Source organism: Ruegeria atlantica, assembly GCF_001458195.1.
Taxonomy (GTDB): Bacteria; Pseudomonadota; Alphaproteobacteria; order Rhodobacterales; family Rhodobacteraceae; genus Ruegeria; species Ruegeria atlantica.
The window spans coordinates 13,435-28,726 of sequence record NZ_CYPU01000017.1 but is presented as its reverse complement, the minus strand read 5'-3'; the positions used below and the strand labels follow the sequence as shown (position 1 = coordinate 28,726).

The following is a 15,292-nucleotide window of genomic DNA, read 5'->3' as shown; positions in this document are numbered from 1 at the left end:
GACTTCAAGGTCGGCTATGTGAACAATGCTGTCGTTCGCTCGAAGAAAATGAACGACCGATCTTGAAGGTAACACATTTTAGGGTTGTTCAAACGATCCTATCCAGTGGATCGAAATGCAAACACCCTATTGCAACTTCGGAAGCGGTCGGCGGCGCGCCGCGTCTACAGCCTGATCTAGAAAGCGAATGTAGTTCGCCATGGAGTCGAGGTGATCCTCCATCGGGGGGCCACACTTCCATAGTTCGGTGAACGCGCCATTGGTGAAGACGCTGCAATCCCAACCACGCAAAGAGAATTGAATCAGCTGTTTGAAATGGAGCGTATTCAAGCCTTCATCCTCCGCAAAGCTGACGGTTTGCATGTCGCACCTGTCATTACAGAACAGCACGACATATCGACCCTGAAACATACGGGATTTTGACAAGTAAACACGGCGCTGGTTCTCAAGTGAGCTGTGGCCACTAATATCGAAGTCTTGCGAAGCGGGACGCAAGAACGCGCGCAGCGAGGCATAGGTGGGTTTGGGGCCACCCTCCCAAAACCACGCCGGGCCCAAAACCTCACGAAAGACGTTATTACGATTAAGTTCTTCAGACCCAAACTGCCCTCTGTAGAAAACAATGTAATCTTCCCATCTGGTAAAGGGCTTGGTGCGATCTGCACACTTGACAAAATAGGGGTTCGCGCGATGGTTCAAAGCCGCCCCACGGAGCACCTTGCCGTCTAAGTATTCGGTTTCATCATAGCTATCAGTCGTTAACCGACAGGTGTCTCCGGTAACCGGCTGGGCATAGTGGATTAGGTTTAGGGTCTCCTGCCCGATGTTCTTTACGACATATCCTTCTGGTATGTCATAGCAGTCGTACTGCGCGCAGAAATTCGTCCATTCCTCGGCTTTCCTGCGGATTTTCTCTGCCCGCTCAGCCTCGACCCTCTCAATGTGCGTCGGAGCGGTAAACACCAAATACGCAAAATAGCCAATCCAAACCACCGCGATGAGAATTGCCACGGCGATAAACGCGACTACCGCGGAAAGGAGGTAGCGAAAGAAGCGTTTCAGAATCATAGAGTTTCGGCCCAGAACCACATCGTTGACAGCTTGTGTCAGCATTCGGGCGAAACTTTGACCCATTTCCGGGTCACGGGGGTCACTTTCCCAGTGTGGCGAGCAGGACTTTCTAACGACCTTCGAACCAAAGCTATCGGTGTGAGTTTTGGCAAGCAGAGATAACTAAACCCGACATTGGAACTAAGCCCGGGATTGAGCACTTTGATCTCGAACCGGGCGTTCGAACCTTGGCCACAAAGGTAAGGTTTGTAATGCTCGTGTTAATTTCCGGGGAAAATACCAAATCAGTTGATTTTCAATGCCTATGACTACCGATTTGCCGGCAAAAACGTCCCTCGATGCATGATAATATCGAAGTGCTGCATGCCCTTTAGCAAATCGAAACTGACCGAATGCCCGCCTTTGCGCAGGGCTTCCGCATAATCGCGACTTTGGCGGATGAATTCCGGCGTGTCCCGTTCCGCCACTGTCACGTGATAGCGAGGACCGGGGGGTGGCAGGTGCAGGATCGGGGACAGATCGTGCACCTCGACCGGGGTCAACTGCAGCGGGTCGTTCACCGAGGTCAGGCTGATCGGTTCCAGATCATAGACGCCGCTGATCAGAATAACATCGCGCACGCGCAATCCCGCGCGGGCCAACGCATCCGCCGAGGTCGCCATGACCATGGCCACCAGATGCGCGCCAGCACTGTGTCCCGATAGCGTGATCCGCGACGGATCAAAGCCCAGGTTGAACGCGTTCTCTGCCAGCCAAAGCAGGGCATCGCGGCATTCGTTGACCATCTGATCCAGCCGCGAATCCGGGGCCAGCGTGTAATTCAACGTGGCAAAGGATTGCTCGGCCTCAATCAGTGCGGGGGCCATCATCGCCGATTCGCGCTGGCTGAGCGCTTGCCAATACCCGCCGTGAACAAAGACGTGCAGAGGCGCGCCTGCTCCTTTCGCGGGAAAGAAATCCAGCACTTGCTCCGGCGAATCGCCATAGGCGACGTTTTCCTTCACGTCCATCCGCGCCCGGTGCTGCGCGCTGAGTGCGGTATAGCTGTCTAGATAGGGTGTCAGATCGCCACCGATCATCGAACTAGGGGCGTATTCACGCTCCAGCTCATCCTGAGAGAACCCTCGATACAGCATCGCCTACTCCTGCCCCGCATACATCAATTCGGTGCGCACATCGTAGAGGTCGTGGAAGAAGCGTAAATTCAGGGCCTTGCGCAGAAAGGACACGCCGCTGGATCCACCCGTGCCGGGTTGGTTGCCGATGACACGTTCCACAGCCGTGACATGGTCAAAACGCCAGCGTTGGAACAGGGATTCGACGTCCATCAGCTTTTCGGCTAGCGCGTATAGGTCCCAATACTGGTCCGTATCGCGGAAAACCTGCCCCCATATCTTCACCACGCGGTTGTCGCCGGAATAAGGCTGCGCATAGTCCCGGTTCAGTAAATCATCGGGCACATCGAAACCCTGACGGGACAACATATGCAGCACCTCGTCATACAAGGACGGTTTCGTCAGTGCGGCGTCTAGCATCGCCATCACTTCGGGATCATGTGCGTGAACCTTCAGGGTCGAGGCATCTTTGTTGCCCAGAATAAATTCGATCTGACGATAGCCGTAGCTTTGGAAGCCCGACGAACTGCCCAATGCCTCGCGGAAGGTCATGTAGTCGGCCGGCGTCATGGTCAGCAACGTCTCCCAAGCCGAGATCAGCTGGCGCTGAATCGCCTTGACCCGGTCGAGGTTCTTCATCGCAGGCCCGAATTCATCCTGTTGCAGGAACCGGCGCACCTCGACCAGTTGGTGATGCATCAGTTTCAGCCACAGCTCGCTGACCTGATGGATTATGATGAACAGCATTTCATCCGGCTGCGCAGGGTCCTGAAACGTTTTTTGCAGGTTCAACAGGGTCTTGAGCTGCAGGAAGTCGCCATAGCTTTTGCGATGGGTTTCCGCGAAATCGGTGACCAGAGTGTCCTCGATTCCGCGTTCCAGATACCGGTCCTTGTCGCCCATGTGCTCCTCCAAACGCCCGAGTTCACCCCTGTTTAGGGTCTGACCCCGCGCAATTCCAGAGCGTTAAGTCCAGTCCAGAACAACTTTGCCGGACTGACCTGATTTCATCGCGTCAAAACCTGCGGCGAAATCGTCGACCTTCATCTCGTGCGTAATGACTCGGCTGACGTCCAGACCGTTCTGCAACATGGCGATCATCTTGTACCATGTTTCGAACATTTCACGCCCATAAACACCTTTGATGGTGATGGCCTTGAAGACGATACGGCTCCAATCCACTGGGGATTTGCCGGGGGGAATGCCCAGCAAGGCGATTTTGCCGCCCATCACCAGTGCCTCGACCATCTGGTCCAGTGCGGCTTGCGAACCGGACATCTCCAAGCCAACGTCAAACCCCTGCTGCATACCAAGCTCGGTTATGACATCTTGCAGGTCTTCCTTGCTGACATCCACGGACCGCACGGTGGGCACGACGTGTTCAGCCAGCTTTAGCCGATCCGGGTTGATATCGGTTATCACCACATGCCGTGCGCCTGCATGCCGGGCGACAGCGGCTGCCATGATACCGATAGGGCCTGCGCCCGTGATCAGAACGTCTTCGCCCAGCAGGTCGAAGCTGAGCGCAGTATGAACGGCGTTGCCCAAAGGATCGAGGATGGCACCGATTTCGTCAGGGACGTCTTCAGGCAAGGGTACCACGTTGAAGGCAGGAAGTTTCAGGTATTGGGCAAAGGCCCCCTGTTCATTCACACCAATGCCACGTGTACCAGGATCCAGATGGAATTTGCCCGCGCGGCTTTGGCGACTGTCGGTTGTGATCAGATGACCTTCGCCAGAACAGCGCTGGCCAATCTCAAGCCCCGTTACATTGCGCCCTATCTCAACAATCTCGCCCGCGAATTCATGGCCCGTGATCATCGGGATCGGCACCGTGGCTGCAGCCCAGTCATCCCAGTTCCAGATATGAATATCCGTTCCGCAGATGCCGGTCTTGTTGATGCGGATCAGAACCTCGTCCGTGTCGATTTCGGGCACAGGGGCCTGCACCATCCACAGGCCTTCTTCGGGTTTGGATTTCTCCAAAGCTTTCATTGTGTTCGGGCGCATCAGATCACTCCCAATTCTTTGCCGACCTTGCCAAAGGCGGACAGCGCACGGTCCAATTCGTCCTTTGTTAGAGCCGTATTCATCTGTGTTCTAATCCGTGCCTGACCACGTGGGACCACTGGGAAAAAGAAGCCCGAGACATAGACGCCTTCGTCGAACAGGCGCGACGCCATATCTTGCGCCAGTTGCGCCTCGCCCAGCATGACAGGGATAATTGGATGCTCACCGGGCAGGAGGTCAAAGCCCAGATTTTCCAATCCTGCACGCCAGTATTTCGCGTTGCCAAAAAGTTGTGCGCGCAGCATGTCGCCCTCTTCGACCAGGCGGATTGCTTCCAATCCGGCGGCGACGATGGAAGGTGGCAGCGAGTTTGAGAACAGGTAAGGCCGCGCCCGCTGCCGCAGCAGGTCGATCACTGGCTGCGGCCCGGCGATGTAACCGCCGATCGCCCCCCCAAGTGCCTTGCCCAAGGTTCCCGTCAGAACGTCCACGTCGACACCGAAGTGATCCGGCGTCCCCGCCCCGCTTGGCCCCATGAAGCCGGTGGCGTGGCAGTCATCCACCATGACGATCGCATCGTATTTGTCCGCCAGCTCGCGAATTTTTGGCAGGTTGGCCAGATAGCCATCCATTGAGAACACGCCGTCGGTCGCGATCATGATGTGCCGCGCACCATCCTCACGCGCTTGTTTCAACCAAGCCTCAAGATCGTTCATGTCATTGTTCATGTACCGATAGCGCTTGGCTTTGCACAACCGCACACCGTCGATGATCGACGCGTGGTTCAGACTGTCTGAGATGATGGCGTCTTCAGGCCCTAACAAGGGCTCAAAGAGGCCGCCATTGGCATCGAAACAAGCTGCGAACAGGATCGAATCGTCCTTGTTCAGGAATTTGGCCAGCCTCTGTTCCAACTCACGGTGAATGTCCTGCGTACCGCAGATGAAACGGACCGACGCCATGCCGAACCCCTTGGGTTCCATCGCGCCTTTGGCTGCCTCGATCAAAGCAGGATGATCGGCCAGGCCAAGATAGTTGTTGGCGCACAAGTTGATGACCTTCCGGTCGCCCACCGTAATCTCACCGCCCTGAGGCGAGGTGATCATTCGTTCGCGCTTATACAGACCTTCTGCTTCGATCTGCGCGAGGGTGTCCGTAATGTGGGACAAGAATGCATCTGCCATGGCGGTCTCCGTTTGTCTGAGTCGCATATCTAACATAGCGGACATAATTCCCAAATAGGGGAATTACAATATACGGGAAAAATTTCCGCGAATACGGATTTTGCAGGTGTCAGGCGTTTTTAACGATCAGGAAGACCCGCGCTGCCCCGTTGGCAACAATCGAATGCGCGACATCCGCCGCATAGCGTGCGGTATCACCCTTCTGCAGATCACTGACAGCCGTACCGGAGGTCACACGAACGGCACCTTCCAGCACGGTCAACTGTTCTCTGGCTCCACGGGCGTGAGGCTGGCTGTTTAGTGCGCCGTCTTTGTCAAACTCAATATCGTAGACCTCGTGACCACCGGCTTCCTCGGGCGGTGAAAGAATTCGAATCCGGCAGTTTTGGCCCATGTTGTCGATGCTGGGCACCTCGGATTTCCTAAGGACTTCGATCTGGTTCGTGCTGTTCGCTTCCTCCAGAAGACCCGCGAAATCCACCTGTAGCGCACGGGTCAGGTTCCACAGGGTCGAGATCGTCGGGCTGCTTTCGCCCCGCTCGATCTGACTGACCATCGATCTGGATACGCCGCTAAGATTTGCCACGGCTTCAAGCGACAGGCCCTTGGCCCTGCGCGCCTCTTTCAGGCGTGCGGGCAGGCGTGTCAGGATATCATCTGGGTTTTCCGTCATGACGGAATCTCATGCGCGTTTGTCCGTCATATGTCAATTCTGCTTGTGACGGTACGTTCCATGGGACAGCCTGATGCCGCAGATGCATAGTGCCGTCAAATTCCGGAGGAGTAGAGACATGAAAGACATCGTGATTCTTGATGGTGCCCGCACCGCGATTGGTACGTTTGGCGGGGCGCTGGCATCAACCGCGCCGATTGATCTTGCGACAGTGGTGACGGAAGCGGCGATGGAACGTTCAGGGGTCGAACCGACCCAGATCGGCAGCGTTGTTTTTGGCCACGTGATCAACACCGAGCCACGCGATATGTACCTGTCGCGCGCCGCTGCAAAACAAGCGGGCATTCCGAACGAAACACCTGCGATGAATGTGAACCGCCTGTGCGGGTCGGGAGCGCAGGCGATTGTGTCCGCTGTGCAGTCTCTGATGTTGGGTGATGCAGAATTTGCGGTGGCCGGAGGTGCCGAAAGCATGTCGCGCAGCCCCTACATCGTTCCTCAGGCGCGCTGGGGTGCGAAGATGGGGGATGTTAAATCGCTCGATATGATGCTGGGTGCCCTGAATTGTCCCTTTGGCACCGGTCATATGGGTGTGACAGCCGAGAACGTGGCAGACGAACATCAGATCACGCGTGAGCAAATGGATGAGTTTGCCCTAGCCAGCCAGACCCGTTCGGCAGCGGCGATTGGTGCCGGCTATTTCAAAAGCCAGATCGCGCCGGTTCAGGTCAAAGTCAAACGCGACATGGTCGATTTCACGGTCGACGAACACCCCAAGCAGACCTCGGCCGAGGCGCTGGCAGGATTGCGCCCGGCGTTCAAGAAGGACGGTCGGGTGACGGCTGGAAACGCGTCCGGCATCAACGACGGTGCCGCCGCGATGGTTCTGGCTACGGCTGAAGCAGCTGAGAAAGCGGGTCTGAAACCCAAGGCGCGCATTCTTGGATATGGTCACGCTGGTGTCCGTCCCGAGGTTATGGGGATCGGACCGGTTCCGGCCGTTCAGAACCTGATGGCGCGTACGGGCCTGTCGATCGAGGATTTCGATGTGATCGAAAGCAACGAGGCCTTCGCGTCGCAAGCCTTGGCCGTAAACAAAGAACTGGGGCTGGATGCCGCCAAGGTGAATCCGAACGGGGGGGCAATTGCTTTGGGGCACCCGGTGGGCGCTACAGGCGCGATCATCACCCTTAAGGCGTTGTACGAGTTAGAACGCATCGGCGGGTCCAAGGGCCTGGTCACGATGTGCATTGGTGGCGGACAGGGTATCGCCATTGCCTTCGAGCGGATCTGATCCGGATCGGGTAAAGGGGGGCTGTCTGCCCCCCCATCGCGCTTGCGCGATTCCCCCCGAGGATATATTGGCCAGGTGAAACTGGCGGATTTGCCTTAGGTGAAGGCTGTTAGGAGCAGGACAATTGCAGCGCCAGCAGCGGCGCCGATGGTTGCCGGAAGAATGGCGGCCGATAGGCCTCTGTTTTGAGTGTCGTCCTTATGCGTCTGCGCGATCAGCGCATTTTCCACCAAAGCGGGCAGGCGCGGGCCGAAGCGGGCCAGCACCATGGCGGTTTTGCTAAAATCCCGTAGTGCTGCGCGGGGGCCGATGGATTGCTTGATGTAATCTTCGACAACCGGGCGGGCGACTTCCCAGATGTTGATGCGCGAGTCCAGTGACCGCGCCACGCCTTCGACGACTACCATTGTCCGTTGCAGCAGGATCAGTTCCGTGCGGGTTTCCATGCCGAACCGTTCTGTCACCTCGAACAGGTAATTCAGCAGGCGTCCCATCGAAATATGAGTGGCATCCATGCCAAAGATAGGCTCTCCGACCGCGCGCAGGGCGCGGGCAAACTCGTCGACGTCCCTGTCGGCAGGGACATAGCCAGCTTCGAAATGCACTTCGGCCACGCGTTTGTAGTCGCGGCGAATAAAGCCAAAGAGGATCTCGGCATAAACCCGGCGGGTGTATTCGTCGATATGACCCATGATGCCATAGTCGTAGGCAATAATGTCCCCGTTGGCCGCGACCTTCAGGTTGCCCTGATGCATGTCAGCGTGGAAGAAACCGTCACGCAGCGCGTGCAGCAGGAACAGGCGCAACACACGTTCCGCCAAGTCACCGCGGTCGTGCCCGGCGGCGTCCAGCGCGGCATTTTCGCCCAGCGGAACGCCGTCAGCCCAGCTGAGCGTCATCACACGGCGGGCGGACAGCGACCAGACGACCGGGGGCAGCCAGAAGCCCGCGTCGTTCTTGGTGTTGGCCGCATACTCCGACGCGGCGGCGCTTTCCAGCCGCAGGTCGAGCTCGCCGCGTACGACGCCGTCGAAATGTTCGATCACCTCCATCGGGCGCAGGCGGCGCGCACCGGGGGCGAATAGCTGCACGATGCGTGCGGCGAAATAAAATGCGTCTACATCTTTGTGGAAGGCGCGTTCAATGTTTGGGCGCAGAACTTTGACGGCGACGTCTTCGCGGGTGCTAACAAGCTTGGCCTTGTGGACCTGAGCAATCGAGGCCGCGGCGATGGGTTCACTGAATTCGCTGAACACTTCGGAAACCGGCTGGCCCAGTTCCTTTTCAACCTCGGCCATGGCTTCGGCTTTGGAGAATGGGGGAAGCTTGTCCTGCAGCACGCGCAATTGTTCGGCCAACTCATCCCCGACCACATCGGGGCGGGTCGACAGTACCTGACCAAACTTGATGTATGCCGGTCCAAGCGCCGTTAGCGCCCTTGTGGCGGGGGGCATGTCAGGATCGCCTTTGTAACCCAGCCATTGGAACGGTTTTCCCAAAGCATGCGCCAGAAACCGGATTGCGCGCGGAGCCTCGAACGCGTCCAGCACAACGTTCATGGCGCCTGTGCGCTCAAGAGTGGCGCCTGTCCGGATCAGGCGAATGATGTTGTGTGGTCCCCGCATCAGATTTTCCAGCCGGAATGCAGCGCGGCGATGCCCATGCTCAGGTTGCGGTACTTGGCATTTTCAAATCCGGCCGCACGGACCATGCCCAGAAACGTTTCCTGATCCGGGAAATTGCGGATCGATTCGACCAAGTATTGATAGCTGTCGTAGTCATTGGCGATGAGTTTCCCCATGCGGGGGATGACGTTAAAGCTGTAGAGATCGTAGAGCTTTTGCAGCCCGTCATTAGGCAATTGACTGAATTCCAGCACCATCAGGCGGCCGCCGGGTTTCAACACACGGAATGCTTCGTTCAGGGCCTCCTGCGGGCGGGTCACGTTCCGGATACCAAACGAGATGGTGTAGACGTCGAATGTGTTGTCGTCGAAGGGCAGAGCCATCGCGTCGCCGACCACCCAGTTCAGGCTGTCGGCCATCTGGTCGGCCTCGGCGCGCTGTCGGCCTTCGACCAGCATCGGTTCGGTCAGGTCCAGCACGGTAGCATGGCCATAGCCGGCGCGTTTCAAAAAGCGGAACGAGATATCTCCGGTGCCACCTGCGACATCCAGCAGGCGCTGGCCTGGGCGCGGCGCAAGCCAGTCCATCATCGCGTCTTTCCAGACCCGGTGAATGCCCATCGACATGACATCGTTCATCACGTCATATTTCGAGGCGACCGAGTTAAACACGCCCTGTACACGCCCGGCCTTTTCAGCCTCACGTACGGTTTCGAACCCAAAATGAGTGGTCTTGTCGCTGTTGTCGGACATTAGCCTTGCCGTTTTTCGAATTTCGCCTCTGTTATAGGGCTCTGGAACCGGGGCACAATGCGGCCCTTTGGAATAGGAGCCGTGTAATGCCGGAATTGCCCGAGGTCGAGACAGTAAGACGCGGCCTGAGCCCAGCGATGGAAGGCGTGGTGATCGACCGGGCAGATGTGAATCGCCCCGATCTGCGCTGGCCTTTCCCTGAACGGATGGCCGAGCGGTTGACCGGGCAGACGGTTCAACAACTGCGCCGCCGGTCAAAGTACATCCTTGCCGATCTCAGCAGTGGTGAAACCTTGTTGATTCATTTGGGCATGTCAGGCCGGATGACCGTATCCGGCGATCCGCTTGGGCAATTCGTGCATGAACATCCGATAACCCAAAAACATGACCATGTGGTCTTTCACATGGCCAATGGCGCACGTGTCACGTTCAACGATCCGCGCCGGTTCGGTGCGATGGACCTGTTGCAGACAGCAACCGCGGACGATCACAAGCTGCTGTCTGTCCTCGGACCTGAACCTTTGGGTAATGATTTTCACGAACAACATCTGATCGATGCGTTTCGGGGAAAGAACACTCCGATCAAATCGGCGCTGCTGGATCAGGGAATCGTTGCCGGCCTGGGCAATATCTACGTGTGCGAGGCGCTATTTCGAGCCGGAGTGTCGCCACGTCGCAAAGCCGGCCAAATTTCTGCGACCCGAGTCGCAGCACTTGTTCCGATCATCCGGAAGGTATTGCAAGACGCCATCGAAGCAGGTGGATCTTCCCTACGCGATTTCCGCCAAGCCGATGGAGAACTTGGATATTTTCAGCACAGCTTTGACGTCTATGGCCGTGAGGGAGAACCCTGCAGGACTGACGGTTGTGGGGCTCCAATCAAAAGAATCACCCAGTCCGGTCGCTCATCCTTCTACTGTGCGCAATGCCAAAGATAGCTTGATCCAGCGAATGCGCGTGGTAAGGAATCGTACCTGAACGGAACAACCGGAAGCTTTCACCTCATGGCTTTTGAGACGATCATCGTCGAAATCGAAGACCACGTCGCCCTTATCAAGCTCGACAGGCCCGATGCGCTGAACGCGCTGAACTCACAACTGGCGCAGGAATTGTGCTCGGCATTGGAAGATGCGGATAGCAACGACAAAGTGCGCTGCATCGTCATCACCGGGTCGGACAAGGCGTTCGCTGCGGGCGCGGACATCAAGGAAATGTCCGAGATGAGCTTTGTGGACGTTTACAGCTCGAACCTGTTTGGTGCTCTGAACGACCGCGTGTGCGCGATCCGCAAGCCCATCATCGCTGCCGTAGCCGGATATGCGTTGGGCGGCGGGTGCGAACTTGCGATGTTGTGCGATTTCATCATCGCAGCGGACACTGCCAAATTTGGCCAACCTGAGATCAATCTTGGCGTCATTGCCGGGCTTGGGGGCAGCCAGCGTCTGACGCGGTTTGTCGGCAAGTCCAAATCCATGGACATGAACCTGACCGGCCGTTTCATGGACGCAGAAGAAGCTGAACGCGCTGGCCTTGTCAGCCGCGTCGTTCCCGCCAAGAAGCTGATGGATGAGGCGATGGGCGCAGCCCAGAAGATTGCCGAAAAATCCCAACTGTCCGCTATGGCAGCCAAGGAGTCGGTAAACCGCAGCTATGAGCTGCCGCTGAGCGAAGGCATGCTGTTCGAACGCCGCGTGTTCCATTCAATGTTCGCGACCGAGGATCAAAAAGAAGGTATGGCCGCGTTCCTGGAAAAACGCGCCGCGCAATTCCGCGACAAATAAGCGGTTCCCTGATCAAATCGAAACCGGCGGGCCTTTGCCCGCCTTTTTCATACCAGCTATGCGCATCAAAAGAATCGCCTTGGCAAACCCGGCCAACTTGGGTAGTACCCGCCACCATACATGCGCGTGCGGCCCGCTTGGCCCGACTCACACTCGTGATTCCTGATCTGGTGCGGATATTCCGTGGCGCGCAACCCTAGACAACGTACCGAACCAAAGGTCAGAGACACACATGGCTAATTCGCCCCAAGCAAAAAAACGCGCTCGTCAGAACGAGAGCCGTTTCGCAATCAACAAAGCACGTCGTTCGCGCATCCGTACCTACCTGCGTAAGGTAGAAGAAGCGATCGCATCCGGCGACAAGGACGCTGCAACCGCAGCACTGCGCGCAGCTCAGCCTGAACTGATGCGCGGCGTCACAAAAGGCGTTTTCCACAAGAACACAGCGTCGCGTAAAATGTCGCGCCTGTCGGCTCGTGTAAAAGCGCTGGGCTAAGGCCCGGGTTGACCTTGGGTCAACCAAACAAGGTGAAATGATAGAAAATGCGCCGCGCCCAGCGGCGCTTTTTTTTTGCTGTTGCCGGAAAGCCGCGCCTTCACAAAACCGAGAGATTCTTTCGGCGAAAGATACGAGTCAATATCAGAGTTTCGTTGCCGGATGCCTTGGCCTCTTGCTACCACTGTTACAGCGATTCACTCGCTTGGGGGGACAGGCTGTTCCAACGACTAAACTGACGGGCATCAGGACGGTCAGGAACGAATGTTGGCAACTGGTTTGCTAATCTGCTGCGGTCCTTGGGTCACCAGGGAACCAAGCCCTGTCGAATTTGAGATTGCGTTGCGCAACCCTGTTTTCAGGGCGTTCCGGGTATGGAGCGCCGGCAAGTAGGGATGTGCGGACTTTCTAAAACACACCCGCCAAACTTCTGCGGTTTGGCGTTGTGTATCCCTTTGCGTGTGAAAGCATAATCCGGGCAACCGGAAAATAGCAATAAGGCCGACAGGCCAATAAAGAATGGGATGCGTGAGGCGCTTAATGACACAAGAGAAATGGGGACTACTACGTAACAAGTTGCTCAAGGCTATCGGAAAAAACAACTACACGACCTGGATTGAACCTCTTGAATTCCAAGAGTTGCAGGACGGCGTAGCGGTGTTTTCCGTGCCGACTAATTTCATGGGCAACTATGTCAGTCAGAACTTTGCGGATCTCATACTGTATGAGATGAACACCGCAGGGGAAACGGTTCAACGACTGGCCTTTCGCGTCGCTGCTAACTCACCGGCGCGCCCTAAAGTAGACACCGAATCCGAGCCGACTGTTGTGCGGGATGCACCTGTTGCGCCGCAGATGGAAGCCGCGAATGGCGCGTTTGAATCCTTGCAGGCCGCGCCATTGGATTCCCGCTTTACCTTCGACAGTTTTGTTGTTGGTAAACCCAACGAATTGGCCCATGCCGCGGCGCGTCGTGTGTCTGAAGGTGGTCCTGTGACCTTCAACCCGCTGGTTCTTTACGGTGGCGTTGGTCTGGGTAAGACGCACCTGATGCATGCCATCGCATGGGAGCTGAAAACAAAACACCCCGAGTTGAACGTGCTATATTTGTCGGCGGAACAGTTCATGTACCGTTTCGTGCAGGCCCTTCGCGAGCGCCGGATGATGGACTTCAAACATTTGTTCCGGTCGGTTGACGTGTTGATGGTGGACGATGTGCAGTTCATCGCGGGCAAAGATTCGACGCAGGAAGAGTTCTTCCACACATTCAATGCACTGGTGGACCAGAACAAGCAGATCATCATCTCGGCCGACCGCGCCCCGGGTGAGATCAAGGACCTAGAGGATCGGGTGAAATCGCGTCTGCAATGTGGTCTGGTGGTTGATTTGCACCCAACCGACTATGAACTGCGCCTGGGCATCCTGCAAAACAAGGTGCAGCAGTACAGCAGCACATATCCCGACCTGACAATTGCCGATGGTGTCCTGGAATTCCTGGCGCACCGGATCTCGACCAATGTTCGCGTGCTGGAAGGTGCTCTGACCCGTCTGTTCGCTTTTGCCTCGTTGGTGGGGCGCGAGATCGATATGGAGCTGACGCAGGACTGTCTGGCCGATGTGCTGCGCGCATCCGAGCGCAAGATCACTGTCGAAGAGATTCAGCGCAAGGTTTCGGACTATTACAACATCCGCCTGTCCGACATCATTGGACCTAAACGCCTGCGGTCTTATGCCCGCCCGCGTCAGGTTGCGATGTATCTGTGCAAGCGACTAACCAGCCGGTCCCTGCCGGAAATCGGGCGCCGGTTCGGAGGACGTGACCACACGACTGTCATGCACGGCGTAAAACGCATCGAAGAGCTGAAAACCACGGACGGCCAGATTGCCGAAGATGTGGAAATGCTGCGGCGCGCGCTGGAAGCCTGAGCTCCTACTCATATCACTTGAGAAACGCCCCGGACCCTCACGCCCGGGGCGTTTTCTTGTGCGCTATTTTCCACGGTTGGAAATGAACTGTGCTTGCAGGGCCACGCGGCCCTTGACGCTTTGGGCAATCCGACCGAGAAATCCATAAAAAATCCTTGTGCCTCAGGGCGGAACCGCTAACGTGCCAGTCCCGCCCATTTCGGCACGCAAGTCAGAGGAATTAAGGGTATGAAGATCAGCATCGAACGCGGCACCCTTCTCAAGGCCGTTTCCCAGGCCCAATCTGTTGTCGAACGTCGCAACACCATTCCCATACTTGCCAACGTTTTGATCGAAGCCGAGGGCGATCAGGCCATGTTCCGGGCGACCGACTTGGATATCGAAGTTGTCGACAAAGCGCCCGCACAGGTCGAAAAGGCCGGGGCCACAACGGTGGCCGCAACGACGTTGCATGAGATCGTGCGCAAACTGCCCGATGGAGCGTTGGTGACACTGACCGCCGACAGCGCCGCAGGGCGTCTGACGGTTGAAGCAGGCCGGTCGAATTTCTCATTGGCGACGCTGCCAAAGGAAGACTTCCCTGTGATGGCGTCTTCGGAATACCAATCGAACTTTACCGCCTCGGCAGCCTTGCTGCGCCGGTTGTTCGATAAGTCGAAATTCGCCATCTCGACCGAAGAGACCCGGTACTATCTGAACGGCGTCTATATGCATGTGGCCGACGGGTCCGAAGGCGGCAAGGTGCTGCGCTGTGTGGCCACCGATGGCCACCGCCTGGCACGCATCGACGCGGATCTGCCGGATGGCGCTGCAGACATGCCCGGCGTGATCGTACCGCGCAAAACCGTAGGCGAACTGCGCAAGCTGCTGGACGACGATGAGATGGATATCGCAGTGTCGGTCAGTGAAACGAAAGTGCGCTTTGCAACCCCGGACATCACGCTGACCTCAAAAGTGATCGACGGGACCTTCCCGGATTACACACGTGTGATTCCTCAGGGCAATACGCGCCAGCTGGAAGTCGATGCGGCCGAATTCGCAAAGGCGGTAGATCGGGTTGCAACAGTGTCCTCTGAGCGGTCTCGAGCGGTAAAGCTGCAGCTGGATACAGATAAACTGGTGCTTTCCGTCAACGCCCCGGATAGCGGCGCGGCCGAGGAAGAACTGGCCGTGGCCTATGGCGACGAGCGGCTGGAAATCGGATTCAACGCCAAGTACCTGCTGGAAATCGCCTCTCAGGTGGATCGTGAGAACGCTGTGTTCCTGTTCAATTCAGCGGCTGATCCGACCCTGATGCGCGAAGGCAATGATCTGAGCGCGGTATACGTCGTCATGCCGATGCGCGTCTGATCGCACGGACGTGCG

At 57.0% G+C, this 15,292-nt stretch carries 14 protein-coding genes; 6 read left to right on the top strand and 8 right to left on the bottom strand.

Annotated elements, in window-relative coordinates:
* Nucleotides 1–126: 126 nt before the first annotated feature.
* The 6 genes from RUA4292_RS04475 to RUA4292_RS04450 all read right to left on the bottom strand — a co-directional run bounded on the left by RUA4292_RS04475 (nucleotide 127) and on the right by RUA4292_RS04450 (nucleotide 6,053).
* Nucleotides 127–1,113, bottom strand: a complete 987-nt coding sequence (locus RUA4292_RS04475) for a hypothetical protein (RefSeq protein ID WP_058276510.1) — start codon at nucleotides 1,111–1,113, stop codon at nucleotides 127–129.
* A gap of 266 nt (nucleotides 1,114–1,379) precedes the next feature.
* A complete protein-coding gene (locus RUA4292_RS04470; RefSeq protein WP_058276509.1) occupies nucleotides 1,380–2,207 on the bottom strand; it encodes an alpha/beta hydrolase in 828 nt (275 codons plus the stop codon).
* Between the two features lie 3 nt (nucleotides 2,208–2,210).
* Nucleotides 2,211–3,089, bottom strand: a complete 879-nt coding sequence (locus RUA4292_RS04465; protein ID WP_058276508.1) for a tryptophan 2,3-dioxygenase — start codon at nucleotides 3,087–3,089, stop codon at nucleotides 2,211–2,213.
* 63 nt (nucleotides 3,090–3,152) lie between these two features.
* Nucleotides 3,153–4,181, bottom strand: a complete 1,029-nt coding sequence (gene tdh / locus RUA4292_RS04460) for an L-threonine 3-dehydrogenase (protein WP_058276576.1) — start codon at nucleotides 4,179–4,181, stop codon at nucleotides 3,153–3,155.
* Between the two features lie 14 nt (nucleotides 4,182–4,195).
* A complete protein-coding gene (locus RUA4292_RS04455; protein ID WP_058276507.1) occupies nucleotides 4,196–5,380 on the bottom strand; it encodes a glycine C-acetyltransferase in 1,185 nt (394 codons plus the stop codon).
* Nucleotides 5,381–5,489: 109 nt separating this feature from the next.
* Entirely contained in the window at nucleotides 5,490–6,053 is a 564-nt protein-coding gene (locus RUA4292_RS04450) for a helix-turn-helix domain-containing protein (protein WP_058272976.1), read from the bottom strand.
* Between the two features lie 118 nt (nucleotides 6,054–6,171).
* Between RUA4292_RS04450 and RUA4292_RS04445 the strand changes: the two genes are divergently transcribed.
* Nucleotides 6,172–7,347, top strand: a complete 1,176-nt coding sequence (locus RUA4292_RS04445; RefSeq protein WP_058276506.1) for an acetyl-CoA C-acyltransferase family protein — start codon at nucleotides 6,172–6,174, stop codon at nucleotides 7,345–7,347.
* Between the two features lie 95 nt (nucleotides 7,348–7,442).
* Here the strand turns inward: RUA4292_RS04445 and ubiB are convergent, their stop codons facing one another.
* Together ubiB and ubiE are read right to left on the bottom strand one after the other, a co-directional pair.
* Nucleotides 7,443–8,972 carry a 2-polyprenylphenol 6-hydroxylase gene (gene ubiB / locus RUA4292_RS04440; protein WP_058276505.1) on the bottom strand — a complete coding sequence of 510 codons (1,530 nt, stop codon included), beginning with the start codon at nucleotides 8,970–8,972 and terminating at the stop codon, nucleotides 7,443–7,445.
* Nucleotides 8,972–9,724, bottom strand: a complete 753-nt coding sequence (gene ubiE / locus RUA4292_RS04435) for a bifunctional demethylmenaquinone methyltransferase/2-methoxy-6-polyprenyl-1,4-benzoquinol methylase UbiE (protein ID WP_058272973.1) — start codon at nucleotides 9,722–9,724, stop codon at nucleotides 8,972–8,974. Before ubiE ends, ubiB begins: the two co-directional genes overlap by 1 nt.
* A gap of 86 nt (nucleotides 9,725–9,810) precedes the next feature.
* Between ubiE and mutM the strand changes: the two genes are divergently transcribed.
* The 5 genes from mutM to dnaN all read left to right on the top strand — a co-directional run bounded on the left by mutM (nucleotide 9,811) and on the right by dnaN (nucleotide 15,277).
* Entirely contained in the window at nucleotides 9,811–10,662 is an 852-nt protein-coding gene (gene mutM, locus RUA4292_RS04430; RefSeq protein WP_058276504.1) for a bifunctional DNA-formamidopyrimidine glycosylase/DNA-(apurinic or apyrimidinic site) lyase, read from the top strand.
* A gap of 66 nt (nucleotides 10,663–10,728) precedes the next feature.
* The gene (gene acuK / locus RUA4292_RS04425) at nucleotides 10,729–11,505 is read left to right on the top strand and encodes an acryloyl-CoA hydratase (protein ID WP_058276503.1); all 777 of its coding nucleotides are present in this window, start codon (nucleotides 10,729–10,731) and stop codon (nucleotides 11,503–11,505) included.
* 232 nt (nucleotides 11,506–11,737) lie between these two features.
* The gene (gene rpsT / locus RUA4292_RS04420; protein WP_058272970.1) at nucleotides 11,738–12,001 is read left to right on the top strand and encodes a 30S ribosomal protein S20; all 264 of its coding nucleotides are present in this window, start codon (nucleotides 11,738–11,740) and stop codon (nucleotides 11,999–12,001) included.
* Between the two features lie 540 nt (nucleotides 12,002–12,541).
* Entirely contained in the window at nucleotides 12,542–13,927 is a 1,386-nt protein-coding gene (gene dnaA, locus RUA4292_RS04415) for a chromosomal replication initiator protein DnaA (RefSeq protein WP_058276502.1), read from the top strand.
* 228 nt (nucleotides 13,928–14,155) lie between these two features.
* Entirely contained in the window at nucleotides 14,156–15,277 is a 1,122-nt protein-coding gene (dnaN, locus tag RUA4292_RS04410) for a DNA polymerase III subunit beta (protein ID WP_058272968.1), read from the top strand.
* Nucleotides 15,278–15,292 lie beyond the last annotated feature (15 nt).